Annotated in this window: 21 protein-coding genes and 1 tRNA gene; 7 read left to right on the forward strand and 15 right to left on the reverse strand. The window is 71.2% G+C overall.

From position 1 onward, the window contains the following. Window positions 1-20 precede the first annotated feature (20 nt). The 3 genes from C1J00_RS05760 to C1J00_RS05770 form a co-directional block, all read right to left on the reverse strand. Complete coding sequence (locus tag C1J00_RS05760) at window positions 21-926, reverse strand: LLM class flavin-dependent oxidoreductase (RefSeq protein ID WP_102907946.1); 906 nt, start codon at window positions 924-926, stop codon at window positions 21-23. Window positions 927-1,006: 80 nt separating this feature from the next. Then, on the reverse strand, window positions 1,007-1,555 hold the full coding sequence (locus tag C1J00_RS05765; RefSeq protein ID WP_102907947.1) for an RNA 2'-phosphotransferase: 549 nt from the start codon (window positions 1,553-1,555) through the stop codon (window positions 1,007-1,009). A gap of 144 nt (window positions 1,556-1,699) precedes the next feature. Beyond that, window positions 1,700-3,457, reverse strand: coding sequence for an SDR family oxidoreductase (locus C1J00_RS05770; protein ID WP_102907948.1), 1,758 nt, complete (start codon window positions 3,455-3,457; stop codon window positions 1,700-1,702). Between the two features lie 168 nt (window positions 3,458-3,625). On the opposite strand from C1J00_RS05770, the gene C1J00_RS05775 reads away from it, so the two are divergent. The 6 genes from C1J00_RS05775 (at window position 3,626) to C1J00_RS05800 (ending at window position 7,900) form a co-directional block, all read left to right on the forward strand. Beyond that, a complete protein-coding gene (locus C1J00_RS05775; protein ID WP_102907949.1) occupies window positions 3,626-4,594 on the forward strand; it encodes an ABC transporter ATP-binding protein in 969 nt (322 codons plus the stop codon). Next, complete coding sequence (locus tag C1J00_RS05780; RefSeq protein WP_102907950.1) at window positions 4,584-5,501, forward strand: ABC transporter permease; 918 nt, start codon at window positions 4,584-4,586, stop codon at window positions 5,499-5,501. Before C1J00_RS05775 ends, C1J00_RS05780 begins: the two co-directional genes overlap by 11 nt. Further along, complete coding sequence (locus tag C1J00_RS05785; RefSeq protein ID WP_102907951.1) at window positions 5,498-6,409, forward strand: ABC transporter ATP-binding protein; 912 nt, start codon at window positions 5,498-5,500, stop codon at window positions 6,407-6,409. Before C1J00_RS05780 ends, C1J00_RS05785 begins: the two co-directional genes overlap by 4 nt. A gap of 9 nt (window positions 6,410-6,418) precedes the next feature. After that, a complete protein-coding gene (locus C1J00_RS05790) occupies window positions 6,419-7,138 on the forward strand; it encodes an ABC transporter permease subunit (RefSeq protein ID WP_102907952.1) in 720 nt (239 codons plus the stop codon). A 99-nt stretch (window positions 7,139-7,237) separates the two neighbouring features. After that, on the forward strand, window positions 7,238-7,534 hold the full coding sequence (locus C1J00_RS05795) for an SGM_3592 family protein (RefSeq protein WP_102907953.1): 297 nt from the start codon (window positions 7,238-7,240) through the stop codon (window positions 7,532-7,534). Window positions 7,535-7,812: 278 nt separating this feature from the next. Beyond that, window positions 7,813-7,900, forward strand: a tRNA-Ser gene (locus C1J00_RS05800). Between the two features lie 37 nt (window positions 7,901-7,937). On the opposite strand, the gene C1J00_RS05805 is transcribed toward C1J00_RS05800, so the two are convergent. The 9 genes from C1J00_RS05805 to C1J00_RS05845 all read right to left on the reverse strand — a co-directional run bounded on the left by C1J00_RS05805 (window position 7,938) and on the right by C1J00_RS05845 (window position 17,773). Continuing rightward, window positions 7,938-8,756, reverse strand: coding sequence for an HAD family hydrolase (locus C1J00_RS05805; RefSeq protein WP_102907954.1), 819 nt, complete (start codon window positions 8,754-8,756; stop codon window positions 7,938-7,940). After that, window positions 8,753-10,030: a serine--tRNA ligase gene (serS, locus tag C1J00_RS05810; RefSeq protein ID WP_102907955.1), complete on the reverse strand. Its 1,278-nt coding sequence runs from the start codon at window positions 10,028-10,030 to the stop codon at window positions 8,753-8,755. The genes C1J00_RS05805 and serS overlap by 4 nt, the downstream gene beginning before the upstream one ends. Window positions 10,031-10,549: 519 nt before the next feature. Continuing rightward, window positions 10,550-11,482 carry a prephenate dehydratase gene (gene pheA / locus C1J00_RS05815; protein WP_102907956.1) on the reverse strand — a complete coding sequence of 311 codons (933 nt, stop codon included), beginning with the start codon at window positions 11,480-11,482 and terminating at the stop codon, window positions 10,550-10,552. 62 nt (window positions 11,483-11,544) lie between these two features. Then, a complete protein-coding gene (gene efeB / locus C1J00_RS05820; RefSeq protein WP_102907957.1) occupies window positions 11,545-12,834 on the reverse strand; it encodes an iron uptake transporter deferrochelatase/peroxidase subunit in 1,290 nt (429 codons plus the stop codon). Between the two features lie 6 nt (window positions 12,835-12,840). Then, complete coding sequence (locus tag C1J00_RS05825) at window positions 12,841-14,862, reverse strand: copper resistance CopC/CopD family protein (protein ID WP_102907958.1); 2,022 nt, start codon at window positions 14,860-14,862, stop codon at window positions 12,841-12,843. A 13-nt stretch (window positions 14,863-14,875) separates the two neighbouring features. Next, on the reverse strand, window positions 14,876-15,349 hold the full coding sequence (locus C1J00_RS05830) for a copper chaperone PCu(A)C (protein WP_102907959.1): 474 nt from the start codon (window positions 15,347-15,349) through the stop codon (window positions 14,876-14,878). After that, on the reverse strand, window positions 15,346-15,999 hold the full coding sequence (locus tag C1J00_RS05835; RefSeq protein WP_102907960.1) for an SCO family protein: 654 nt from the start codon (window positions 15,997-15,999) through the stop codon (window positions 15,346-15,348). Before C1J00_RS05835 ends, C1J00_RS05830 begins: the two co-directional genes overlap by 4 nt. 92 nt (window positions 16,000-16,091) lie before the next feature. After that, the gene (locus tag C1J00_RS05840) at window positions 16,092-16,835 is read right to left on the reverse strand and encodes a YcnI family copper-binding membrane protein (protein ID WP_102907961.1); all 744 of its coding nucleotides are present in this window, start codon (window positions 16,833-16,835) and stop codon (window positions 16,092-16,094) included. A 119-nt stretch (window positions 16,836-16,954) separates the two neighbouring features. Beyond that, entirely contained in the window at window positions 16,955-17,773 is an 819-nt protein-coding gene (locus C1J00_RS05845) for a hypothetical protein (protein ID WP_102907962.1), read from the reverse strand. Window positions 17,774-18,017: 244 nt separating this feature from the next. Here C1J00_RS05845 and C1J00_RS05850 point away from each other — a divergent pair, with 244 nt between their 5' ends. Further along, entirely contained in the window at window positions 18,018-18,482 is a 465-nt protein-coding gene (locus tag C1J00_RS05850; RefSeq protein ID WP_102907963.1) for an ATP-binding protein, read from the forward strand. A 53-nt stretch (window positions 18,483-18,535) separates the two neighbouring features. Here the strand turns inward: C1J00_RS05850 and C1J00_RS05855 are convergent, their stop codons facing one another. The 3 genes from C1J00_RS05855 to C1J00_RS05865 form a co-directional block, all read right to left on the reverse strand. Then, window positions 18,536-21,529 carry a glycine--tRNA ligase gene (locus C1J00_RS05855; protein WP_102907964.1) on the reverse strand — a complete coding sequence of 998 codons (2,994 nt, stop codon included), beginning with the start codon at window positions 21,527-21,529 and terminating at the stop codon, window positions 18,536-18,538. A 184-nt stretch (window positions 21,530-21,713) separates the two neighbouring features. Further along, complete coding sequence (locus C1J00_RS05860; RefSeq protein WP_102907965.1) at window positions 21,714-23,171, reverse strand: aminopeptidase P family protein; 1,458 nt, start codon at window positions 23,169-23,171, stop codon at window positions 21,714-21,716. Between the two features lie 82 nt (window positions 23,172-23,253). After that, window positions 23,254-24,547, reverse strand: a 1,294-nt coding sequence (locus C1J00_RS05865; protein WP_245936220.1) for a PP2C family protein-serine/threonine phosphatase, incomplete at its 5' end; no start/stop codon positions are given.

Here is a 24,547-nt window from a genome sequence, read left to right on the forward strand (position 1 = left end):
ACCGGCCCGTCCGTCGACGCTCAGCGGCGCAGCTGTGCCGGAGCTTCCATCGCGATCTGCTCGAAGACCTTCTCCTCCGCCGCAAACGGCGAGTCGGGGATCGGCCAGTGGATCACGATCTCCGTGAACCCCAGCGCCGCATGCCGTCCGGCGAAGTCCACGAACGCGTTCAGGGACTGGAGCGGGCCGTTGCGATCCGGTGTGAAGCCGGTGAGCAGGACCCGGTCGAGGCCGGTCATGTCCCGGCCGATCTCGGCGCAGATGTCGTCGAGCTTCTCGGCCTGCCTGCGAATGGCCTGAATCGACTGTTCAGGTGTGCCGTTCTCGAACAGTTTCGGGTCGCCGGTGGTCACCCACGCCTGGCCGAACCGGGCCGCGAGCCGCATCCCACGCGGACCGGTCGCGGCCACCGCGAACGGCAGCCGGGGCCGCTGGACACAGCCGGGGATGTTCCGGGCCTCGTGGGCGGAGTAGAAGTCACCGTCGTACGACACGGCGTCCTCGCTGAGCAGCCGGTCGAGCAGCGGGACGAACTCGGCGAAGCGGTCGGCGCGCTCGCGCGGTGTCCACGGTTCCTGGCCGAGCGCGGTGGCGTCGAAGCCTGAGCCTCCAGCGCCGATGCCCAGCGTGACCCGCCCTCTGGAGATGTCGTCGAGGGAGATCAGCTCCTTGGCGAGTGTCACGGGATGCCGGAAGTTCGGCGATGTGACCAGGGTGCCCAGCCGTAGCCGGTCGGTGACGCTCGCGGCGGCCGTGAGGGTCGGCACGGCGCCGAACCACGGGCCGTCCCGGAAGGTGCGCCAGGACAGGTGGTCGTAGGTGTAGGCGGTGTGGAAGCCGAGCTGCTCCGCGCGCGTCCAGGCCGCGCGGCCGCCTTCGTGCCAGCGGCGGTACGGGAGGATCACGGTGCTCAGGCGCAGACTCATGAGATCGAGACTAAGGGAGCCGGGGGGCCACCTGTGTTTCACGTGAAACCAGTCACCGTGCGTCTCTGGTCACCACCAGGTCAGTGTGGTCCGGGAAAGCGCAGGTAGCGAGGTGGTACGGCCTGAGTGAGCCACACCCCGTTGGCGCTGACGTGGAAGACGTGGCCGTCGGCGTGCATGGCGGACGCGTCCACTCCGAGCACGACCGGTTGCCCGCGGCGGGCTCCGACACGGGTCGCGGTCTCCCGGTCGGGCGAGAGATGCACGGCGTGCCGGTTCATCGGGCGGAGCCCCTCGGCCCGGATCGCATCCAGGGTGCGGGCGACGGTGCCGTGGTAGAGGTGCGCGGGCGGGCTGGCCGACGCCAGCCCGAGGTCGACGGCCACGCTGTGGCCCTGGCTGGCGCGGATCCGCGTCCCCTCGATGGCGAAACGCCGCTTGTCGTTGGTGGCGACGACGTGGTCAAGTTCGTCGCGGGTGAACCGGAAGCCGTGCGCTGCGGCCGCGGCGATCAACGTGTCGATCTCGACCCAGCCGGCCTCGTCGAGCGTGAGCCCGATGCGTTCCGGCTGGTGGCGCAGATGCTTCGACAAGTACTTCGACACCTTCACGGTGCGTCTTTCGTCCATCCCTCCAGGGTGCGGGAGAGACGCGCATCACGCGATCGAGTTTCACTCCGGAGGTTTGATCCACAGCCAAGTATGGTTATCCACAGGGGAATTGGCGGTTCTGTGGACAACTGACCGCCACCGCACGGGTTTTGGCACCTCACTTCACACCGGTGGCTTCACCCGCGCCAGGCCCCGGAGCGCCCCCGGCGCCCACCGTGACAGCCAGCGCGCGCCCCGCGCCTCGGGCGTCACCGGCACCACCGCCTCATCGCGCGCCACCGCCCGCAGGATCGCACGGGCGACCTTCTCCGGCGGGTAGTTGCGCAGTCCGTACAGACGGGCGGCGCGCTTCTGCAGCCGCTTCTCCTCCTGGGAGTCGACCCCGGCGAAGTGCGCCGTCGAGGTGATGGCCGTGTTGACGAACCCGGGGCACACCGCCGTCACGCCGATCCCCTGGCCTGCCAGCTCCGCACGCAGGCACTCGCTGAGCATCAGTACGGCCGCCTTGGAGGTGCTGTAGGCGGGCAGGGCCCGGGACGGCTGATACGCCGCGGCCGACGCCACGTTGACGATGTGGCCGCCCTGCCCACGCTCGGCCATCCGCCGGCCGAAGAGCCGGCAACCGTGGATGACACCCCACAGGTTGACGTCGAGGACCTTCTTCCAGTCCTCCGGCGTGGTGTCGAAGAAGGAACCGGACAGTCCGATCCCGGCGTTGTTCACGAGGACGTCCACCACTCCGTACTCGGTGGTGACCTTCTCGGCGAGCTTCTCCATGGACCGCTCGTCGGAGACGTCGACCGTCTCCGCCCATGCCTCCGGGGCGCCCAGCAGGCGGGACTTCTCAGCGGTGCGCATCGCCGCCTCGGCGTTCCGGTCGACGGCCACGACGCGCGCTCCGGCCTCGGCGAACGCGAGCGCCGTCGCCCGCCCGATGCCGCTGCCCGCTCCGGTGACCAGCACGAGCTGCCCGCCGAAGCGTTCGGCGTGCTCGCCGCTCGCCACCACCGGGGGCCGCCCGCTCCCGACGGACGTCACGAACTCCTCGATCCAGGAGGCCAGACGGTCCGGGCGGGTCCGCGGGATCCAGTGCCCCGCCTGGATCGTCCTGCGGGTCAGCTGCGGAACCCACTGCTCCAGTTCGTCGTGGAGCCGCTCCGAGAGAAACCGGTCCTCCAGGGGCGTGATGATTTGCACGGGCGCGTGGGCGTGCGCGTCCGGGCGTGGCGCGCGCAGCCGGGGCCGGACGTTGTCCCGGTACAGCCAGACCCCGTGGGCCGCGTCCGACGGCAGGGACGCGGTGGGGTAGTCGCCCCGGGGCACCTTCTCGGCGCGCTCCAGCATCCGTGGCCAGCGCGTGCCGAGCGGGCCGCGCCAGGCCAGCTCGGGCAGCGCGGGCGTATGCAGCAGGTACACGTACCAGGACCGGGCGCCCTGCCCGAGGACCTGGCCGACCCGGCGCGGGGTGGGCCGCTTCACGCGCCGGGCGATCCAGTGGCCCAAGTGGTCGAGGGACGGCCCGGACATCGAGGTGAAGGAGGCGATGCGCCCCTCGGTGCGCTGCACGGTGGTGAACTCCCAGGCCTGCACCGAGCCCCAGTCGTGCCCCACCAGGTGCACCGGCTCGTCCGGACTCACGGCGTCCACGACGGCCAGGAAGTCGTCCGTCAGCTTCTCCAGGGTGAACCCGCCCCGCAGCGGCCTCGGCGCCGTCGACCGGCCGTGGCCGCGGACGTCGTACGCCACCACGTGGAAGCGTCCGGCGAGCCGCCCGGCGACCTCGGACCACACCTCTTTGCTGTCGGGGTAGCCGTGGACCAGGACGACCGTGGGCCGCCCCGGATCACCCATCTCGGCCACACACAGTTCGACTTCGCCGGTCCGCACCCAGCGCTCCCGCGCGCCCGTCAGCAACGTCATCCGGCGAATCTGGCAGTTGTTAGAGAGTTCGTCAATAGAGGCTTCCCGGGCGTGGTAACTCCGAAGAACCAGCTCCCCTAGGGGCCCGTAATACTCAGGGCTGACCCGAAGACAGCTCTGCGGAGTGACGACCGCCACGCGTACGGCCCCTACCTTCGAAGGGTGACTGTGATCGCGACCGAAAGCCTGAGCAAGCGGTTCCCCCGGGTGACCGCGCTTGACCGGCTCTCCGTGGACGTCGGACCCGGTGTGACCGGACTCGTCGGCGCCAACGGAGCCGGCAAGTCCACACTGATCAAGATCCTGCTGGGTCTGTCCCCCGCCACCGAGGGCCGCGCCGAAGTGCTCGGTCTCGACGTCGCCACCAAGGGCGCCGCCATCCGCGAGCGGGTCGGCTACATGCCCGAGCACGACTGCCTGCCGCCGGACGTCTCGGCCACCGAGTTCGTCGTCCACATGGCGCGCATGTCCGGCCTGCCGCCCACCGCCGCGCGCGAGCGCACGGCCGACACCCTGCGCCACGTCGGCCTGTACGAGGAGCGGTACCGGCCCATCGGCGGCTACTCGACGGGCATGAAGCAGCGCGTCAAACTCGCGCAGGCCCTCGTCCACGACCCGCAGCTGGTCCTCCTCGACGAGCCGACCAACGGCCTCGACCCGGTAGGCCGCGACGAGATGCTCGGCCTGATCCGCCGCATCCACACCGACTTCGGCATCTCGGTCCTGGTCACCTCCCACCTCCTCGGCGAACTGGAGCGCACCTGCGACCACGTCGTCGTCGTCGACGGCGGCAAGCTCCTGCGTTCCAGCTCCACCACGGACTTCACGCAGACCACCACGACCCTCGCGATCGAGGTCACCGACACCGATGAGCACCCCGACGGCACCCGCGCGGTGCGCGAGGCGCTGCTCGGGCGCGGAGTGAGCGTCGAGGACGGCAGCGGCCTGCCGGGCGCCGGCCACGTTCTGCTGCTCACCGCGCAGGGCGAGGAGACGTACGACCTGGTCCGGGACCTGATCGCGGACCTCGGACTCGGCCTGGTGCGCATGGAGCAGCGCCGGCACCACATCTCCGAGGTCTTCACCAGCAGCGACGAGCGCGAGCAGCGGAAGGAGGCGGTCGGCCATGGCGGTTGAGCACTCCACGGGGACATCCGCCCCGGCACCGGGCGACCAGACCCGCATCCACAACATCGGCTACCGCAGCTACGACGGCCCGCGCCTCGGCCGTGCCTACGCCCGCCGCTCCCTGTACTCGCAGTCCCTGCGTGGCTCCTACGGCCTCGGCCGCTCGGTGAAGTCCAAGGTGCTGCCGATGCTGCTCTTCGTGGTGATGTGCGTGCCCGGGGCCATCATGGTCGCCGTCGCGGTCGCCACCAAGGCCAACGCCCTGCCCCTGGACTACACGCGCTACGCGATCGTCATGCAGGCGGTCATCAGCCTGTACGTCGCCTCGCAGGCACCCCAGTCGGTCTCGCGGGACCTGCGCTTCAAGACCGTTCCGCTGTACTTCTCGCGGCCGATCGAGACCGCCGACTACGTCCGCGCCAAGTTCGCGGCACTGGCCTCGGCGCTGTTCATCCTCACGGCCGCACCCCTGCTCGTGCTCTACGTGGGCGCGCTGCTGGCCAAGCTGGACTTCGCCGACCAGACCAAGGGATTCGCACAGGGACTGGTCTCCGTGGCACTGCTCTCACTGCTCTTCGCCGGCATCGGCCTGGTCATCGCGTCCTTCACCCCGCGCCGCGGCTTCGGCATCGCGGCCGTGATCGCCGTGCTGACCATCACCTACGGCGCGGTCTCCACCCTCCAGGCCATCGCCGACGCGCAGGGCAGCGGCGACGCCGTGCCGTGGATCGGGCTGTTCTCGCCGATCACGATCGTCGACGGTGTGCAGTCCGCGTTCCTGGGCGCGACGTCCGCCTCCCCCAGCGGGGTGGGCCCGAGCACGGCCGAGGGCGTCGTCTACGTCCTCGTCGCCCTGGGCCTGATCGCGGCGAGCTACGGCCTCCTGATGCGCCGCTACAAGAAGGTGGGACTGTGACCACGCTCAACATCGACCACGTCTCCCGCTGGTTCGGCAACGTGGTCGCCGTCAACGACATCACCATGACCATCGGCCCCGGCGTCACGGGCCTGCTCGGTCCCAACGGCGCCGGCAAGTCCACCCTCATCAACATGATGGGCGGCTTCCTGGCCCCCTCCACCGGCACCGTCACCCTCGACGGCCAGGCCGTGTGGCGCAACGAGCAGATCTACCGGCACATCGGCGTCGTCCCCGAGCGGGAGGCGATGTACGACTTCCTCACCGGCAAGGAGTTCGTCCTGGCCAACGCCGAGCTGCACGGCCTGGGCGCCAAGGCGGCCCAGAAGGCGCTCGCCACGGTCGAGATGGAGCACGCGCAGGACCGCAAGATCCAGACGTACTCCAAGGGCATGCGCCAGCGCGTGAAGATGGCCTCCGCCCTGGTCCACGACCCCTCCCTGCTCCTGCTGGACGAGCCGTTCAACGGCATGGACCCCCGCCAGCGCATGCAGCTGATGGACCTGCTGCGCCGCATGGGCGACGAGGGCCGCACGGTCCTGTTCTCGTCCCACATCCTCGAAGAGGTCGAGCAACTCGCCTGGCACATCGAGGTCGTCGTCGCCGGGCGGCACGCCGCCAGCGGGGACTTCCGCAAGATCCGCCGCCTGATGACCGACCGGCCGCACCGCTACCTGGTGCGCTCCAGCGACGACCGCGCCCTCGCGGCCGCGCTGATCGCCGACCCGTCGACGGCCGGTATCGAGGTGGACGTCGCCGAGGGCGCGCTGCGCATCCAGGCCGTCGACTTCGGCCGCTTCACGGCCCTTCTGCCGAAGGTCGCCAGGGACCACGGCATCCGGCTGCTCACGGTCTCGCCGTCAGACGAGTCCCTCGAGTCCGTGTTCTCGTACCTGGTCGCGGCGTAGGAGGCCCTGATGTACGACCCCACAGTCGCCCGGCTCACTTACCGGGCCCTGCTCGGCCGGCGCCGGGCCCTCATCCTCGGAGCCCTGCCGCTGCTGCTCATCGCCATCTCGGTGGTGGTGCGCTTCCTCGCCGGGGCGGACGACCAGACGGCGGCGGATCTGCTCGGCGGCCTCGCCCTCGCCACGATGGTGCCGATCATCGGCGTCATCGCCGGAACCGGCGCGATCGGGCCGGAGATCGACGACGGCTCGGTGGTGTACCTGCTGTCCAAGCCGATCAAGCGGCCGACCATCATCTTCACCAAGCTGATCGTCGCGATCGCGGTGACCATGGTGTTCTCCGCGGTGCCGACGCTCATCGCCGGCTTCATCCTGAACGGCAACGGCCAGCAGGTCGCCGTCGCCTACACGGTGGCCGCCCTGGTCGCGTCGATCGCCTACGCGGCCCTGTTCCTGCTGCTCGGCACGGTCTCCCGGCACGCGGTGGTGTTCGGGCTGGTCTACGCGCTGGTCTGGGAGGCCCTGTTCGGCTCCCTGGTGCCGGGTGCGCGCACGCTGAGCGTCCAGCAGTGGTCGCTGGCGGTGGCCCAGAAGGTGTCCGGTGGGGACCTGGTCTCCTCGGACGTGGGGCTGACCACGGCGACGGTGCTGCTGGTGGCCGTCACGGTGCTGGCCACCTGGTTCGCCGGGCAGAAGCTGCGCTCCCTGACGCTCGCCGGCGAGGAGTGACGTGCCCCGGCCTTGACGGGGGCTTCACCCCCGTCCGGGCACACTGGGCGCACGGCATGTAGGGGAACAACGGGAGTTGGACGGCTGGGAGGGACGGGGATGGCGGGCGAGAGGGCTCAGTACGACGACGGCGGCGGGCAGCCCACCAGCGAGCCGCGGAACGGGGCCCGGCCTGGGCCCGGGTCCCGGGGCGAAGCCCCGGATGACCTCGACGGGGTCGTACTGGACGAGGACTTCATACGCTCCGCCGGGACCTCCGAGCCGTCCGCCCGCGCGCGGATGCTCGCCGCGAAGTGGCGCCGCGAGGAGCCACAGCCGCAGCCCTGGCGCTCCGACGAGCCCCCCGCGGGCTGGTTCTTCAGCAAGGTCCGGCGGCGCAGGTGGCGCAGGAAGTAGCCGGACCGCCGCCGATCCGGCGTCGATTTAATCGGTGGCGTCCGATTCACCCGGCAGGCACAGTGGTTGTCATCACGGCCGGCGAGAAGCCGGCGCCACGTTCTGGGAGAGGAGCGGGACGATGTCCATGCACGGCAGTACGTCCAGCTCCCTTCAGGGCAGCCCGCGGCGGGACCCGGAGTAGTCGCCACCTCTCCGTAGAACCCGCCCCACACGGGGAGCTGCCCGGGGCGGCCGCTTCGAGCACGCGAGTCGCACATCGCGTGGGCCGCCCACCCGGAGGATTGGCCGAGTGGTAAGGCACTGGCTTGCTAAGCCAAGGTCGGGCCTGAAAAGCCCGCGCACGTTCGATTCGTGCATCCTCCGCCGAACATCGCACACCGACGGGTGACCGGCCCGACGCTCAGCCCAGCAACCGCTCCAGCACCACCGCGATGCCGTCCTCGTCGTGGGAGGCCGTCACCTCGTCGGCCACCGCCTTCAGTTCCTCATGGGCGTCCGCCATGGCGACGCCGTAGGAAGCCCAGGCGAACATCGGTATGTCGTTGGGCATGTCCCCGAAGGCGATCGTGTCGGCCGCCTTCATCCCGAGCCTGCGGGCCGCCAGGGACAGCCCGGTCGCCTTGGACAGCCCCAGGGGGAGGAGCTCGACGATGCCCGCGCCCGCCATCGTGACGGTGACGAAACCGCCGGCGGTGCGCGTCGCCGCCTCGCAGAGCTCGTCGTCGGTCAGCGTCGGGTGCTGGATGTACAGCTTGTTCAGGGGCGCGGTCCACAGGTCGGACGCGTCCGTGAAGGGCGTGGCGGGCAGGGTGCCCTGGACCGCGTAGCCCGGGCCCACCAGCACTTCGCCGTCCAGGCCGTCACGGCTCGCCGCCAGGTGGAGCGGGCCGACCTCCGCCTCGATCTTGGCCAGCGCCACCCCGGCCAGCTGCCGGTCCAGTGTCACCGACGTCAGCAGGCGGTGCGCGCCGGCGTCGTAGACCTGTGCGCCCTGGCCGCAGACGGCCAGGCCCTGGTAGCCGAGGTCGTCGAGGATGTGCCGGGTCCACGGGACGGCGCGGCCGGTGACGACGATGTGCGCGGCACCCGCCGCCGTGGCAGCGGCGAGCGCGTCACGGGTGCGCGGCGACACGGTGTCGTCGGAGCGCAGCAGCGTCCCGTCGAGATCGGTGGCGACGAGCCGGTAAGGGAAGGCGCCCGGGGAAGCCGTGTCGCTCACTTGGCCACCGGCTCCAGGACCTCCCGGCCACCCAGGTAAGGACGCAGCACCTCGGGCACGCGCACCGAACCGTCGGCCTGCTGGTGGTTCTCGAGAATCGCCACGATCGTGCGCGGGACGGCGCACAGCGTGCCGTTGAGCGTGGCCAGCGGGCGGACCTGCTTGCCCTCACGGACGCGGATCGACAGACGGCGGGACTGGAACTCGGTGCAGTCCGACGTCGAGGTCAGCTCGCGGTACTTGCCCTGGGTCGGGATCCACGCCTCGCAGTCGAACTTGCGGGAGGCCGACGCACCGAGGTCGGCGCTCGCCACGTCGATCACGCGGTACGGCAGCTCCAGCGAGGTGAGCCACTGCTTCTCCCACTCCAGCAGGCGCTGGTGCTCGGCCTGCGAGTCCTCGGGAGCGACGTAGGAGAACATCTCGACCTTGTCGAACTGGTGCACCCGGAAGATGCCCCGGGTGTCCTTGCCGTGCGAGCCGGCCTCGCGGCGGAAGCACGGCGAGAAGCCCGCGTAGCGCAGCGGGAGACGGTCGGAGTCGAGGATCTCGTCCATGTGATAGGCCGCGAGCGCCACCTCGGACGTGCCGACCAGGTAGAGGTCGTCGTCGGCGAGGTGGTAGACGTCCTGCGCTGCCTGGCCGAGGAAGCCCGTGCCCGCCATGGACTGGGGACGGACCAGCGCCGGGGTCAGCATCGGGGTGAAGCCGGCCGCGGTGGCCTGCGCCATCGCCGCGTTCACCAGGGCGAGCTCCAGCAGGGCGCCGACGCCCGTCAGGAAGTAGAAGCGCGAGCCGGAGACCTTGGCGCCCCGCTCGACGTCGATCGCGCCGAGGCTCTGGCCGAGTGCCAGGTGGTCCTTGGGCTCGAAGCCCTCGGCGGCGAAGTCGCGGATCGTGCCGTGTGTCTCGAGCGTGACGAAGTCCTCCTCGCCGCCCACGGGCACGTCCGGGTGGACGAGGTTGCCGAGCCTCTGGAGCAGCTCCTGCGTCTCGGTCGCGGCCGCGTCGCGGTCCGCGTCGGCCGCCTTGACGTCGGCGGCGAGCTGGCCCGCGTTCTTCAGTAGCTCGGCCTTCTCGTCGCCGGCCGCCTTGGGGATGAGCTTGCCGAGCGCCTTCTGCTCGGCGCGCAGCTCGTCGAAGCGGACGCCGGACGACCTGCGCCGCTCGTCGGCAGACAGAAGGGCGTCGACGAGCGCGACGTCCTCTCCACGGGCGCGCTGCGAAGCGCGCACACGGTCGGGGTCCTCACGGAGCAGGCGAAGGTCAATCACGCGCCCCAGGCTACCGGTGAGGGGTGACCGCCCACGACTCACTATGGTCGGCGCGGCATACGTACCGTTATGAGCGAATTACGTGCGGTGTCAACAAAAAGACCCCCTGTCCCCGGTGTGGGGCATCCGCAGGGCGTCGCATTGACGTGAATCCCTTGCGGCTAGCGGGACTTGGGCTTGAGTTGTCCACAGGGATCCCTGCACCCCGCAAAGTTATCCACAGGCTGTGGGGAAGATCTGTGGACTTCGGAATTGATCACTCCGGAAGGCCCGGTCACCCCTCAGAATTCCCCTCGCAAACCCGCTTTACCCTCACTTTCGAGTGGAAATAGGTCACCCCTAAGAGTTACGCAAGGGAAAACGATGGACGAAGGGTGACCTGCCCGCTGATGGATGCATCAAGGGCCTGTAGGGCGATTTGTCGACTGCCTCACGGTTCGTTGTCGACTTGTCCCCAGGTCGAGAAGCGGACCTGTGGAAAACTTCTGTGGATAACGACAATAGGCAGGTAGGACCGCCCTAGAAGCGGCCGTCCTGGCACTGTGCGACCCAGTCGGCCGCCGACATGAACTCGTCGTCGGAGGTCCCCAGGCGCGGCGGCTGCACATCCCCCGGCCGCACGTCCGCGCGCGGGTAGGAGCCGAGGTAGCGCACCTGGAGGCAGATCCGCTTCAGGCCCATCAGGGCGTCGGCCACCCGGCGGTCGGAGATGTGGCCCTCGGCGTCGATGCAGAAGCAGTAGTTGCCGATGCCCGCGCCGGTGGGCCGGGACTGGAGCAGCATCAGGTTGATGCCGCGGGTGGCGAACTCGCCCAGCAGGTCCCGGAGGCCGCCGGGGTGGTCGTCGCGCTGCCACAGCACGATCGAGGTCTTGTCCGCGCCGGTCGGGGCCGCGGGCCGGGCGGGGCGGCCGACCAGCACGAACCGCGTCTGGGCGTTCTCCGCGTCGTGGATCCCGGTCTCCAGGGCTTCGAGGCCGTAGCGGGCTGCCGCGAACTCACCCGCGAAGGCGGCGTCGTACTGGCCCTCCTGGACCAGGCGGGCGGCGTCCGCGTTCGAGGCGGCCGACTCCCAGTGCGCGTCCGGCAGGTGCTTCTTCAGCCAGTTGCGCACCTGCGGCTGCGCGGCCGGGTGGGCGGAGACGGTCTTGATGTCCGACAGCTCCGTGCCGGGCCTGACGAGCAGCGCGAAGGTGATCGACAGCAGCACCTCGCGGTAGATCATCAGCGGCGCGCCGGCGACCAGCTCGTCCAGGGTGGTGGTGATGCCGCCCTCGACGGAGTTCTCGATCGGCACGAACGCGGCCTCGGCCTCGCCGGCGCGTACCGCGTCGAGTGCGGACTGCACGGACACGTACGGGATCAGCTCCCGGGTGGCGGCCTCGGGAAGCGTGCGCAGGGCGACTTCGGTGAAGGTGCCCTCGGGGCCGAGATACGCATAGCTCGCTGGCATGACCTCACCCTAATGGGCCCGCGGAAGCGCCATCCCCCACAAGCCCGTACAGAGCCCGGCTCTCACCCCTCCAGCAGCTTCTGCCCCACGTACTCGCCCTCGGCGGCCCCGCCCGGCACCGCGAACAGCCCGCTCGACTCGTGCCGGATGAACTGCGACAGGGCGTCGCCGCGGTCGAGCTTGCGCTGCACCGGCACGAAGCCGCGCAGCGGATCGGCCTGCCAGCAGATGAAGAGCAGGCCCGCGTCGGGTACCCCGTCGGGGTCGATGCCGTCGTGGAAGGAGAACGGGCGGCGGAGCATCGCAGCGCCGCCGTTCTGGTCGGGCCGTGTGATGCGGGCGTGGGCGTTGATCGGGACGACCAGGTTGCCCTTGACGTCCGTCTTCTCCAGGTCCATCGCGGTCGTCTCCGTGCCCCCGGACAGGGCCGCCCCGTCGGACTTGCGGCGCCCGATCACGTCCTCCTGCGCCCTGACGGACAGCTTCTCCCAGTCGTCCAGGAGCATGCGGATCCGGCGTACGACGGCGTAGGAGCCGTTCGCCATCCAGGCCGGTTCACCCTTTTCGGGGACGAAGATGCGCTGGTCGAAGTCGGGCTCGCTCGGTTTGGGATTGCGGGTGCCGTCGATCTGGCCCATCAGGTTGCGGGCCGTCATGGGGTGGGAGGTGGCGCCGGGTGAGCGGTTGAAGCCGTTCATCTGCCACCGCACCTTGGCGGCCCGGCCCGCGTCCTTCTGGATCGCGCGCAGGGCGTGGAAGGCGACCAGGGCGTCGTTGGCGCCGATCTGCACCCAGAGATCGCCGTTGCTGCGGTTCTTGTCGAGGTGGTCCGAGGAGAACTCGGGCAGCGGGTCCAGGGCGCTGGGCCGCTGCTTCTCCAGACCCGTCCGGGCGAAGAAGCTGTGGCCGAATCCGAAGGTGATCGTCAGGGACGAGGGTCCGGCGTCGCGGGCCACGTCGGTGTCCTCGTGAGGGCTCGGCTCGCCCGCCATCAGCCGCCGGGCCGTCTGTGACCAGCGGCGGAGCAGGGCGGCGGCCTCTTTGCGCCCGGCGCCCGCCGCCAGGTCGAAGGCCACGACGTGGCCGCGTGCCTGGAGGCCGTCGGTGATGCCGGGCTGATGTTTCCCGTGAAACATCGCCCGGTCCGTACCGAGCGAGGTGAGCGGAGCCGCGGCTTCGGAGGGAGCGGCGGCGTACCCCACGGCGGCGCCCGCCGTGCCGAGGACGAGCCCGGTGGCACCGGCGGTGCCGAGCAGCCGCCGCCGTGAGATGTCCTCGTGCGCCGGTGCCGCTTTACTCTCCCGCGGGGGGACCTCGGGGGTACGGGCCTTCGGAAGGGACTGGTCAGGCATGGTCGTTCAGCCGATCTGAGCGTTCTTGGAGACGGTCACCTCGTCGATGTCGGAGGTCCTCACGGTCACGTCGACCTGCCAGTCTCCGGCCAGGGGGATCTGCACTCCGTTCGCCGACCAGTGTCCGGTGGCGATGTGGTCGGGGACGACGGGCAGGGGCCCGATGTCCTTGGCCTTGAGGGTGAACTCGACCTTCACCTCGGGGATGTCGAAGGCCCTTCCGTTGGGCCGCTCCACGAAGACGTGCATCTCGTTGTCGCCGACGCGTGCGGGGTCGAGGTCGATCGTGACGATGCCCTTGCCGTCCTCGCCTCCGGTGTCGAACGGCATGTTCAGGGTCAGCGCCCCGGACGCGCCCGTGCCGGACGAGGCGGACGCGGAGGACGAGGAGGCCGCCTTGGCCTCCTGCTCGGTGCGTCCCGGCTCGGTCTGCGTCAGCACGGTGGTGACGGCGAGCAGCACGACCGCGATGCCGGCCTCGGCCAGCACGGAGCGCCGCAGTCCGAAGCGGTTCGGGTCGGCGTCCCGCATCCGCTTCTGCCGTGCGGCGTCCCGGGCGGCCTGCTGCCGGGCGAGTTGTGCGGCGCGTTCGGTGCCGGGGTGCTCGTCGGTGCCGAGGTCGCTGTCGCCCTCCGCGGGGGCGTCCCCGTCGCCGGTGGCGGTGATGTCGGCGTCACCGGCGGTCTCAGACCCCGCGCCGACCCGTTCCTTCTCGCGTACCACCGCTGCCTCGGCCGGTGCCGTCTCCGCCAGCCGTCCCGTCCACCGGCGCGAGATCCACGCGACGCCGACCATGACGACGACGAGGCCGATCTTGGCCAGCAGGACCTGGCCGTAGCGGGTGTCGGTGAAGGCCGACCAGGAGCCGAGCTGGCGCCAGGACTGGTACGTGCCGGTCGCGATGAGGACGAGGACGCTGCCGAAGGCGACCTGGGAGAAGCGGCGTACAGCCGGTCGATCGACAGGCGTATCGGCTGGTGCGCGGTACAGGGCGACCAGGAGCGCGCCCAGTCCGCCGAGCCAGGCGGCGACGGCCAGCAGATGGAGCACGTCGACCGGCATGGCGATGCCCGCCTGGAGGCCGACCGAGGCGTGCTCGGACATCGCCCAGCTCGCCGCGAGCCCGGCCGCCACGACGATGCCGCCGATCGAGAGCCCGAAGGTCAGGTCCCGCTTCTCCTGGGCGTCCTCCTCTGGATCAGACTGCCGGCGCGAAGCGCCGTCGGTCAGGGTGGTGGAGGGAGACGGGCGGGCGTACGCCCCGAAGAGCACGGCGATGAACAGGGCCGCCGCGGCGAGGAGCAGCAGCCGGGACACCAGGGCCGCGCCGGTCTTGGTCTGGAGCACCTGTCCGAGCAGGGACAGGTCGAAGATGTCGGCGGCCTTCCCGGAGCCCGTGAAGGAGCCGCGCAGCAGCAGCAGGGCGAGGGTCGCCGCAGTGAGCGCGACCCATCCGGAGACGACGAACCGCTGCACGGGCCGTACCCCGGCACCGCGCCGCCAGCAGGCGAGCACGAAGGCGGCGCCGCCGGCCATCACGGTGAACCCGGCGTACGACACGTAGCGGCCGAAGCGGTACAGCCAGCCGACGATCCCGTCGTCGGCGGACTGCCCGGAGACCGACACGGACGTCTTGGAGGGGGCGCCGATGGAGAAGGTGTAGGCGCCGGCGACGGGGTGGCTGTCCGCCGAGACGACCTGGTAGGCCACGGTGTAGGTGCCGTCGGGCAGGCCCGAGTGCAGCGGAACGGCGTACGTCGTGCCGCTGACGTTGGAGGGCTTGCCGGTGTCGACGCGCTTGCCCTCGGGGTCGAGCACGCGCAGCGAGTCGTCGGACAGCGCGACCTGCTCGGAGAAGGTGAGCGAGATCCGGGCCGGGGCCTTGTCGACCACCGCCCCCTGACCGGGGTCGCTGCCGGTCACCGCGGCGTGCGCGGAGGCCGGGCCGGCTCCGGCGAGGAGTGCGCAGGCCGCGGCCAGGAGCAGCAGCACCAGTGTCCGGACCCGGGGGGCGATGGTCAGCGTCACAGCGGTCCCTCCCTCAGTGTCCGGTCTTCGGGGTGTAGGTCGCGGGCTTCACCGGCATCTCGACCTTCATGGGGCCGGAGTGGGCGAAGTGCAGCTCGACGGAGATCGTCTGGCCTTCCTTCGGTTTGCGCTTGAGCTGCTCGAACATCAGGTGGTCGCCGCCGCTCTTCAGCTCCAGCCGGCCGTCGGCGGGGATCTTCAGGCTCTTGACCTCCCGCATGGCTCCGTCGACGGTCTCGTGCACGGTGACCTGCCCGGCGATGTCGCTGGTGACCGAGGTCAGGTCATCGGCGGCACCGCCCTTGTTGGTGACGGTGAGGAAGCCGGCCGCCATGCCGTCGGACACCGGCTGCGGCATGTACGCGGAGCCGACGGAGAGTTCCGCCTTCCCCGAGTCGCTGTCGACGCCGGAGTCCGAGCCGCCGCAGCCCGCGAGGGCCAGGGCTCCGGCTATGACGAGGGCGGCCGGGCCGAGCCTGGGCCTCACGGGTTCTCCCCCTTGACGATCTCGGGGAGGTCCTTGGTGTAGTCGTCGACGGTGGCGTCCTCGCCGTAGAGCACGTAGCCGCCGTCGGTCTTCGGGGAGAACGCGATGACCTGGGTGCCGTGCTCGGAGACGGGCTTGCCGTTCTTGTCCTTCTTGGTCGGCTCGATGGAGATGCCGAGGGTGCGGGCGCCGGCCTGGATGGTCGCGAAGTCGCCCGTGAGGCCGACGAAGCCGGGGTCGATGCCCTTGAGCCACTTGCCGAGCTCGGCCGAGGTGTCGCGTTCGGGGTCGGTGGTGACGAACACCACACGCAGCTCGTCCTGCTCGGCCTTGGGGAGCTGCTTCTTGGCGACGGCGATGTTGTTCATCGTCAGCGGGCAGACGTCGGGGCAGTGGGTGTAGCCGAAGTAGATCAGCGTGGGCTTGCCCTGGGTCTCCTTGCGGAGGTCGTACTTCTTGCCCTGCGTGTCGGTGAGGACCAGGTCCGGCTTCTCGAACGGCTTGTCGAGGACGGTGGCGGCCTTGTCGGCACCTGCCTCCTCCGACACCACGGCGACGGGCTTGTTGCTGTCGTCGCCGCTGCCGCAGGCGGTCAGGGTCAGGGAGGCGGCGGCGAGCAGAGCGGCCGCGGCGAAGGTCTTGGTGCGCATAGAAAAATGTCCCAGATGTCGGTGACCCGGCACGCGCCGGGGTGCCTCGCGCGGAGGCGGGGATCCGGCGCGCGCCGTCAACGGAAGCAGCCTCAGGCGCTGGTGCGGCGACGCCCGGCGAGTACGCCGTAGGCGACACCCGCCGCGCCGACCACGATGCCGACGATGCCCAGTACGCGGGCGGTGGTGTCGGTGCCGTCGGAGGAGGCGGAGTCGGAGGCGGCCGTCTCGGCGGAGGCCTTCTCGGCCGACTTGGCGTCGGAGTCGTCACCGGCCGCCGAGTCGTGGTGCCCGTCCTCGGAGGCGGCGGACAGCTCCAGCACCGGGGCCGGGTTGTCGGGCTCCTCCTGGCCCTTTTGCGGCACCTCGATCCAGCGGACGACCTCCTTGTTGGAGTACGTCTGCAGGGCCTTGAAGACCAGCTCGTCGGTGTCCTCGGGCAGCTGGCCGACGGAGAGCGGGAACTTCTCGAAGTAGCCGGGCTCGATCCCCTTGCCGTCCGCGGTCCAGGTGACCTTGGTGACGGCCTCGGTGATCTTCTCGCCGTGCATCTCCAGCGGCTTGTCCAGCTTGGACTTGGTGACCTTGATCTTCCAGCCGGGCATGGGCTCCGGCATGACGGAGGCCAGTGGGTGGTCGGTCGGGAAGTTGACCTCGAGCTTGGTGGTCGAGGCGTCGTCCCGTTCGTTGGGGACCTTGAAGTTCACGACCGCGTAGCCGCCCTTGGCGGCCGTGCCCTCGGGCTGCACGGTGACGTGCGCGAAAGCGGGGGCGGACAGGGCGAGGACGCTGACACCGGCGGCGGCACAGGCCGCGACGATACGGGAAGCCTTCATGGAAGGAGCACTCCGCTGTGATTCGGTCTGGATGTGGAAGGAGGAACGCGCGCACACGCGCGCGCCGCACGACGGCGGCCCCTCCTCCGCGGGAGCGGAGTGGTGGTGATCGCGTCGCGTCAGGCGGCGAGGGCGAGTGCGGCTGCGGAAGCCGTGGAGGCCGGCGGGCCGCGCCGGATGACCGTGTGCTGGAGGGCCATGGTGCGAGGCATCGGGAGTACGGGCCGCGCGGCGCACACCGGGCGCGGGCGGGCCGCGGGGGCTCGCGGGAACCCGGCGCGCAGGGCGCGTACCAGCGCCAGAGCGGCCCGCAGGGAACGCACGAGCGCCCCCTCGGCGACTCCTTGCGCCGACAGTTGCGTGAGCCGCAGCAGAGCCAGGTCGCCGTGGCGCAGCAGCCAGCCTGCGGCGAGCGCCGCGAGGACGTGGCCGAGCAGCATCGGCAGGGACGGCCAGAGCGAGGCCGACTCGGACACGGCGTCCGCGGGCAGATGCGTGTGCGCTCCCGGAGACGGCTGGATCCGGGCTTCGGTGAGGATCCTGTGGGCCTGTGCCGGGCTGATCGCCGCCGCCGTCGTGCCGCACAAGAACCGTGCGGCCTGCTGGACGAGTGCGGCATCGCTTCCGCCCGTCGGCACCGAGGGCGTGACGGCGGCCGTACCGTGCTGGCCGAGGCCGAACAGCGTGTGCAGCACCATCTGGCCGAACGCGAGCATTCCCGTGATCCCCGCCAGTGAGCGCACGCGCCCGGCGAGCGGGGCCGTCACCGCGATCACCCCGAGGAACCCGGCGCCCAGCGTCCACAGCGGAATGCCGTCGCAGGAGGCGATCGCGTGACCTGCCCCGGCCAGCACGACGCAGACCGCGGCGAACACCGCGGCCCGCAGGATCCGGAGCGTGTGTCCGGAGCGCGTCGCGCGCGCGTGGGGGGCAGACATGGCGGGCTCATCATCGCACTGGCCCCGCAAGCACCGTGCGGCAGGTCCACAAGATGCCGTACGACCGGAACGTCACGCTCTGGTCCCGCACGCCCCCAGATGCGCCGATGTCTGCCCTCACATACACCGATCAGGACCAGCACGCATCCGCCGTATGGGCGGCGTCACGTCAACTTCACGCTTACACACGGGCAGTGAGGGCAATACGTAACGGTATGTCGAGCCGCAGCCAGGAGGCTGGAGCATGAGCATCTGGTGGTCACTCCATCTGCGGCGCGAAGCTGCGAGCGTGCCGCTCGCCCGCCGCCTGCTGATCGGCACGATGGAGACCGCGGGCGTCGACCCCGACATCTCCTACGACCTGTCCGTCGCTCTCAGCGAGGCGTGCGCGAACGCCGTGGAGCACGGCGGGGACACAGGGCGTGGCCCCGGTTCGGAGGCGTACCGGGTCACCGCGTACCTCGACGGCGAGAAGTGCCGCATCGAGGTCGCCGACGCGGGCCCGGGATTCCCCGCGGCTTCCGCCGGACGGCCCCGTCCACCGGTTCGCCCCGCGCACTCCGACGCGGAGAACGGCAGGGGGCTGTGCCTCATCGAGGAACTCGCCGACCACGTCCGCATCGGGAACAAGTCAGGCCGGGGCGGAGCCGTGGTGAGCTTCGACAAAATTTTGAAGTGGCGTTCCGGCGCCCCGCTGATCGCGGTCTGACCTTCCCGGCGAGGGCGGTGTTTCACGTGAAACACCGCCTGTGACCGGCCGCCCTACAGCGCTCCCCAGTCCAGCGTCGTACGCGCCAGCCCCGCCACCTCCGTCAGCAGCGCCAGCCGCGCCGCCCGGACCGCCGGGTCGGGGTCCATCACCAGCACCTCGTCGAAGAAGACGCCGATCGCTTCGACCAGAGGGGCGGAGACCTCGATCAGGGCTCCGAGATCGTCCTCCCGCCCCTGCAGCGCCTGCCGTACGGCCTGGGCGCTCTCGGCGAGACGCAGTTCCGCGGGCGCGGTCAGCAGGGACATATCCGCCGCCTCGGCACCGCCCTCGGGCAGGATGCGCACCACCCTCTGGAACGCGGCCGCGAGCGCCTCGAACGCCTCGCTGCCGATGTGCCGCTCCAGCGTGGCCAGCGTCCGGTCGCCGTGGGCGGGCCGGTCGGCCCACACCAGTACGGCCTGGACGAGCCGGTGCTCGTGCCCGGCGTCGGTCAGCTGCTGCTCATAGCGCCGGGTGATGAGTTCGGCTGCCTCGGCGACCCGCTCGGCGGGCACCTCGACGCCCTGCGCGGCGTACCGCACGGCCGCCGCGCGCAGCCCCTCGCTCACCCGCACCCCCGCCACGGCGGGCAGGCTGCGCAACACGTTGAGCAGCCCGATCGCCGCCCGGCGCACCCCGTACGGGTCGGAGCTCCCGGTCGGTGCCGCGCCGATCAGAAACATGCCCGTCACCAGGTCGAACCGGTCGGCCAGGGACAGCACGGCACCCGCGTCCCCGGCCGGCAGGGCACCTCCCGCGGAGCGGGGCAGCTCCATCTCGGCCAGCGCCCGGGCGACATCGGCGGACTCACCGGCCCGGCGGGCGTACTCCTCCGCCATGACCCCGGCCAGCCCGGAGAACTCGATCACCATCTGCGACGCCAGATCGAACTTGGCCAGGGCACCGGCCCGCCGCACGACCTCCACCGACTCCTCCGTGAGCCCGGCCCGTCCGGCCAGGTCCTGGGCGAGGGAGGCGAGCCGGACCGCTCGGTCGGCGACCGTGCCGAGGCGGTCCTCGAAGGTCAGCTTGTCCAGCCGCCGCCGGAACTCCTCCGGCGCCACCTTCAGGTCCGCCCGCCAGAAGAACGCGGCGTCCTCGTAACGGGCCCTCAGTACCGCCTCGTTGCCCGCCCGCACGACGTCGTCGTCGCACAGGGCGTTGGCGAAGGTCACGAAGTGCGGCATGAGCCGCTCGCCGTCCAGCACCGGCAGATAGCGCTGGTGCTTGCGCATCACGGTGGTCAGGACGCTCGCGGGCAGTTCGAGGTAGCGCTCGTCGAACGAGCCCCGCACGGCGTACGGGAACTCCAGGATGTCGGTGATCTCGTCGATCAGTCCGGCCTGGCCCTCCACGTCGATGTGCCCGCCCACCTCGGCGGCGGCCTCCAGGGCACCGCGCACGACCGCGCCGCGCCGGGCCTCGCGGTCGAGCAGGATGCCGTGCATGTGCAGGAAGTGCGGATAGCCCTCGGCGGAGGTCACCCGGACCTCCGGATAGGGGGCCTGCCGCTGCACCCGCGTCGTGTCGCTCGCGGAGAGGGAGGAGACCACCACGGGCAGGGGAGTACGCCCCAGCAGCGCGAGCAGCCAGCGCACGGGACGCGAGAACGACAGCCCGGGGTCGCTCCAGCGCATGTTGCGCCCAGCCCGCAGCCCGGAGACGACCTCGGCCAGCAGCGCGCTGAGCACCTCCACGGCAGGGCGTCCCTCTTCGTGCCGGGTGACCGCCACGTACTCGACCCCGTTGGCCTCGACCACGCGCACATCGGCCGGTTCGGCGCCCTGGCTGCGGGCGAAGCCCAGGAGCGCGGGGGTGGGTGCGCCGTCCTTGTAGGCGGCGGCGACCTTGGGCCCGCGCACGGTCCGCATGGTGTCCCGCTCGCGCGGCTGCACACCGTCGACCGTGATCACGATCCGGCGCGGTGTCGCCATCACGGTGATCGCGCCGTGCCCCAGCCGGGTCGCGGCGAGCTTGGCGGTGACCGACTCGCGCACCGCTTCGGTGGTGGCGGGGACATCCGCGTAGGGCAGTTCCTCCACGCCGATCTCGAAGAGCAGCGTCTCGGTGCCGGGCACCTTGGGCAGCATGGCCCGCTCGGCCGGAGCCGGCGCCGCCGCCAGCCCGAGCGGATGCTCCAGCGCGGCCCGCCGCCGCTCCCACAGCTTGGCCGTCTCGTGCGTCAGGCCACGCATCAGCGAGAACGCCTTGGCCCGCTCGGTGGTGCTGATCGCACCGCGCGCGTCGAGCACGTTGAAGGTGTGGCTGCACTTCAGCACGTACGTGTACGCGGGGACGGGCAGTTCCAGGTCCAGCAGGCGCCGGGCCTCGGCCGCGTACGACTCGAACAGCCGGTGGTTGGTGTCGATGTCGGCGTCGTCGAGGTAGTAGCGGCTCATCTCGTACTCGTTCTGCCCGAACACCTCGCCGTAGGTGATGCCCGGCGCGTACGCGATGTCCTTGAAGTGGGACGCGCCCTGAAGGTTCATCAGGATGCGTTCGAGCCCGTAGGTGATCTCCACCGACACCGGGTCCAGGGCGACGCCGCCGACCTGCTGGAAGTAGGTGAACTGGGTGATCTCCATGCCGTCCAGCCAGACCTCCCAGCCCAGCCCCCAGGCGCCGAGCGCGGGCGAGGCCCAGTTGTCCTCGACGAAGCGCACGTCGTGCGCGTTCAGGTCGACACCCAGGGCGTGGAGGCTGCCCAGGTAGAGCTCCTGCGGGTTGCCCGGGTCGGGCTTGAGGATCACCTGGAACTGGGTGTGGGTCTGGAGCCGGTTGGGGTTCTCGCCGTAGCGCGAGTCGTCCGGCCGCACGCTCGGCTCGACGTAGGCGACGCTCCACGGCTCGGGACCGAGCACCCGCAGTGCCGTGGCCGGGTTGGCCGTACCGGCTCCGACCTCGGTGTTCAGCGGCTGCGTGATCATGCAGCCGTTGTCGCTCCAGTACTTCTGCAGGGTGAGGATGGCGTCCTGCATGGTCAGCGCCGTCTGAACGTTCTTCATGATGATCGCGCCCGTTCCCCGAATCGGCCCGGCAAGGTCGGCCATGATCTCATACGTCAACTAACGCTGACCTGCTGTTTCTTGACCGAGGGGGCCGCGCGTCAAGCATGTGGGGCGCCGGGCTGAGTCACGGTGCGGCTCCGCCGCCAGGGCGCGACCAGCCCCACGCACCCGCGGACGACACTCAGCCCTTGACGGCCGCCATCCACGCCTCGACCTCGTCGGACCGCCGGGGCAGCGCCGCACTCAGATTCCGGTTCCCGTCCTCCGTCACGAGGACGTCGTCCTCGATCCGCACACCGATGCCCCGGTACTCCTCCGGCACCGTCAGGTCATCGGCCTGGAAGTACAGCCCGGGCTCGACGGTCAGGCACATCCCCGGCTCCAGCGTGCCGTCGACGTACGCCTCGACCCGCGCCGCGGCACAGTCGTGCACGTCCATACCGAGCATGTGCCCGGTCCCGTGCAGCGTCCAACGCCGCTGCAGCCCGAGCTCCAGCACCCGCTCCACCGGCCCCTCGACGAGCCCCCATTCGACGAGCCTCTCGGCCAGCACCCGCTGGGCGGCGTCGTGGAAGTCGCGGTACTTCGCGCCCGGCCGCACCGCCGCGATCCCGGCCTCCTGGGCCTCGTAGACGGCGTCGTAGATCTTGCGCTGGATCTCGTCGAACCGCCCGTTGACCGGCAGGGTGCGCGTCACGTCGGCCGTGTAGTACGTGTGCGTCTCCACACCCGCGTCGAGCAGCAGCAGCTCACCCGAGCGCACGGCCCCGTCGTTGCGCACCCAGTGCAGCGTGCAGGCGTGCGGCCCGGCGGCGGCGATCGTGCCGTAGCCGACGTCGTTGCCCTCCACCCGTGCGCGGAGGAAGAACGTGCCCTCGATGTACCGCTCGGAGGTCGCCTCGGCCTTGTCGAGGACCTTCACCACGTCCTCGAAGCCGCGCACGGTCGAGTCGACCGCCTTCTGGAGCTCGCCGATCTCGAACTCGTCCTTGACCAGGCGGGCCTCGGACAGGAAGACCCGCAGCTCCTCGTCGCGCTCGGCGGTGACCTTGTCGGTCAGGGCCGCCTCGATGCCGGCGTCGTAGCCGCGCACGACCCGCACCGGCCCGGTGGCCTCGCGCAGGGCGCCGGCCAGCTCGCGCACGTCGGAGGCGGGGATGCCGTACAGCGTCCCGGCCTCGGTGAGGGAGTGGCGGCGGCCGACCCACAGTTCGCCCTGGCCGTCCAGCCAGAACTCGCCGTTGGCGCGGTCGGAGCGCGGCAGGAGGTAGATCGTCGCCTCGTGGCCCTCGGCCGTGGGCTCCAGGACCAGGACGCCGTCCTCTGTCTGGTTGCCGGTGAGGTAGGCGTACTCGACGGACGCGCGGAAGGCGTACTCGGTGTCGTTCGAGCGGGTCTTCAGGTTGCCCGCGGGGATCACCAGACGCTCGCCCGGGAAGCGCGCGGAGAGCGCGGCCCTGCGGGCCGCGGTCTCGGCGGCCTGGGGGATGGGCCGCAGGTCGCGCAGCTCGGTGTCGGCCCAGCCGCTCTTCATGTTCTCGGCCAGCTCGTCGGACACGCCCGGGTACAGTCCGTTCTTCCGCTGCTTGATCGGCTCTTCGCTCTCGTCCGGGGTCGCCGGTGTGAGCTCCTCGGCCACGGTCATCCTCCTCGGTACGGCACTGGACCACCGTCCACTCTACGGCGGCGCGGAAGCGGCCCCGGGGCGGTGACGAGGAGCGTTATTCGAACCGGACCGCCAGCAGGACGACGTCCTCCGCACCCGCCGCCGCGTCCAGCCCGTCCGGCAGGACGCTCCGCAGGACGTGGTCGGCGATCGCGCCGGGGTCGCCGCGCAGGGCTCGGGGCACACCGGCGGCGGCCGCGTGCAGCCGGGCGAAGGCGCGGTCGGTGGCCTCGCCCGTGCGGTGCAGCAGGCCGTCGGTGTAGAGCAGAACCGTCTCTCCGGGTTCGGCGAGGACCTCCACGCTGGGCGCCTCCCAGCAGGCGAGCATGCCCAGCGGGGCCGAGACGGACGTCTCCACGAACTCGGTGCGGCGCTGTCCGATCAGCAGCGGCGGGCTGTGCCCGGCCCCGGCCAGCGTGATCTTGCGCGCGGCCGGTTCGCAGTAGCCGAACAGGGCCGTGGCCGAGCGTGCCGGTTCGGTCAGCCGCAGCAGCAGCTCCAGGTCGGACAGGACGGCGACCGGGTCCTCCCCCTCCATCACGGCGTAGGCGCGCAGCGACGCCCGCAGCCGCCCCATCGCCGCGACCGCGCTCGGGCCCGACCCGGTGACGGACCCGACCGCGAGGCCGAGGGCCGCGTCGGGCAGCGGCAGGGCGTCGTACCAGTCGCCGCCGCCGCGCGGACCGGTGCGGTGCCGGGCGGCAAGCTGGACGCCGGCGACCCGGGGCAGCCGCGCGGGCAGCAGCTCGTCCGACATCGTGGCCATGGACGTGCGGGTGCGTTCCAGTTCGAGGAGGCGGGCCAGGTGCTCGGCGGCGTACCGCGCGTAGAGGCCGGCGAGGTGGCGCTGCCGCTCGCCCGGTTCAGCGGGTTCGTCGTAGAGCCACACGGCGACGCCGAGGCGGCCGGCGGTGTCGGTGGTCAGGGGAAGGGCGTAGCTGGCGGCGTAGCCGAGGCGGGCCGCGACCTCGCGATGACGGGGATCGAGCCCCTCCAGGGCGAACAGGTCCGGTTCGGCGATGCCGCCCTCACCGCCCGGCAGTCCGTCGAGGATCCGGCCGTAGGACAGGGCGCTGCGCGGCACCGTCTCGATGTGGCCGAGGTCGGCGCGGGCGAGGCCCAGGCCGATGGTGGTGTCCGGGCCGAGTCCGTCGCCCGGTTCCAGGACGACGAGGCCGCGCCGGGCACCCACCAGGGCGGCGCCGGCCCGCAGCAGTTCCTGGAGCGCTTCGTCGAGCACGGCCGTGCGGGCCAGGCGTTCGGTGAGTTCGTGCAGGGTGGTGAGGTCGGAGACCCAGCCGGCCAGGCGGTCCTGGAGGACCGCGCCGGGAGGGGGCGGGGGGTTCGCG

It is taken from the genome of Streptomyces cahuitamycinicus (assembly GCF_002891435.1).
Classification (GTDB): Bacteria; Actinomycetota; Actinomycetes; order Streptomycetales; family Streptomycetaceae; genus Streptomyces; species Streptomyces cahuitamycinicus.

What these genes read in the sequence shown, in the direction of transcription:
- C1J00_RS05760 (WP_102907946.1), bottom strand. Translation starts at nt 926, where the DNA reads ATGAGTCTGCGCCTGAGCACCGTGATCCTCCCGTACCGCCGCTGGCAC.
- C1J00_RS05790 (WP_102907952.1), top strand. Translation starts at nt 6,419, where the DNA reads ATGTACGACCCCACAGTCGCCCGGCTCACTTACCGGGCCCTGCTCGGC.
- C1J00_RS05795 (WP_102907953.1), top strand. Translation starts at nt 7,238, where the DNA reads ATGGCGGGCGAGAGGGCTCAGTACGACGACGGCGGCGGGCAGCCCACC.
- C1J00_RS05855 (WP_102907964.1), bottom strand. Translation starts at nt 21,529, where the DNA reads ATGAAGAACGTTCAGACGGCGCTGACCATGCAGGACGCCATCCTCACC.
- C1J00_RS05850 (WP_102907963.1), top strand. Translation starts at nt 18,018, where the DNA reads ATGAGCATCTGGTGGTCACTCCATCTGCGGCGCGAAGCTGCGAGCGTG.
- pheA (WP_102907956.1), bottom strand. Translation starts at nt 11,482, where the DNA reads ATGCCAGCGAGCTATGCGTATCTCGGCCCCGAGGGCACCTTCACCGAA.
- C1J00_RS05765 (WP_102907947.1), bottom strand. Translation starts at nt 1,555, where the DNA reads ATGGACGAAAGACGCACCGTGAAGGTGTCGAAGTACTTGTCGAAGCAT.
- C1J00_RS05840 (WP_102907961.1), bottom strand. Translation starts at nt 16,835, where the DNA reads ATGAAGGCTTCCCGTATCGTCGCGGCCTGTGCCGCCGCCGGTGTCAGC.
- C1J00_RS05780 (WP_102907950.1), top strand. Translation starts at nt 4,584, where the DNA reads ATGGCGGTTGAGCACTCCACGGGGACATCCGCCCCGGCACCGGGCGAC.
- C1J00_RS05845 (WP_102907962.1), bottom strand. Translation starts at nt 17,773, where the DNA reads ATGTCTGCCCCCCACGCGCGCGCGACGCGCTCCGGACACACGCTCCGG.
- C1J00_RS05835 (WP_102907960.1), bottom strand. Translation starts at nt 15,999, where the DNA reads ATGCGCACCAAGACCTTCGCCGCGGCCGCTCTGCTCGCCGCCGCCTCC.
- efeB (WP_102907957.1), bottom strand. Translation starts at nt 12,834, where the DNA reads ATGCCTGACCAGTCCCTTCCGAAGGCCCGTACCCCCGAGGTCCCCCCG.
- C1J00_RS05770 (WP_102907948.1), bottom strand. Translation starts at nt 3,457, where the DNA reads ATGACGTTGCTGACGGGCGCGCGGGAGCGCTGGGTGCGGACCGGCGAA.